This window comes from Pseudomonas sp. DrBHI1 (assembly GCF_002205115.1).
GTDB lineage: Bacteria > Pseudomonadota > Gammaproteobacteria > Pseudomonadales > Pseudomonadaceae > Aquipseudomonas > Aquipseudomonas mosselii.
In genome coordinates, this window is sequence record NZ_NIBE01000104.1 from 1 (window position 1) to 260 (window position 260).

The 260-nt window shown below is 63.1% G+C and carries 1 protein-coding gene; it reads left to right on the top strand.

The annotated features are described in order from the left end of the window. On the top strand, nt 1-260 hold a 260-nt coding region (locus CC207_RS20865), incomplete at both ends, for an immunoglobulin-like domain-containing protein (RefSeq protein WP_158216145.1).

Below are 260 nucleotides of genomic sequence, written 5' to 3' on the forward strand. Positions count from 1 at the left end.
ATCACCGACACCATCAGTGAAGTCGTGGCCACCTTGTCCGCCGACAAGACCACCGTTTCCGAAGGCGGCCAGATCACCTACACCGTGACCCTGACCAACGCCCAGGGCCTGTCGGTCACCGGCCACAATGGCCTGACCTTTACCCTCAGCGACGGCACCAAGGTCACCATCCCGGCCGGCAGCGCCAGCGGCACCTTCACCATCACCGCCGCGGACGATGTATTCGTCGGTGGTCAGCCGACCATCAGCAACAAGATCAC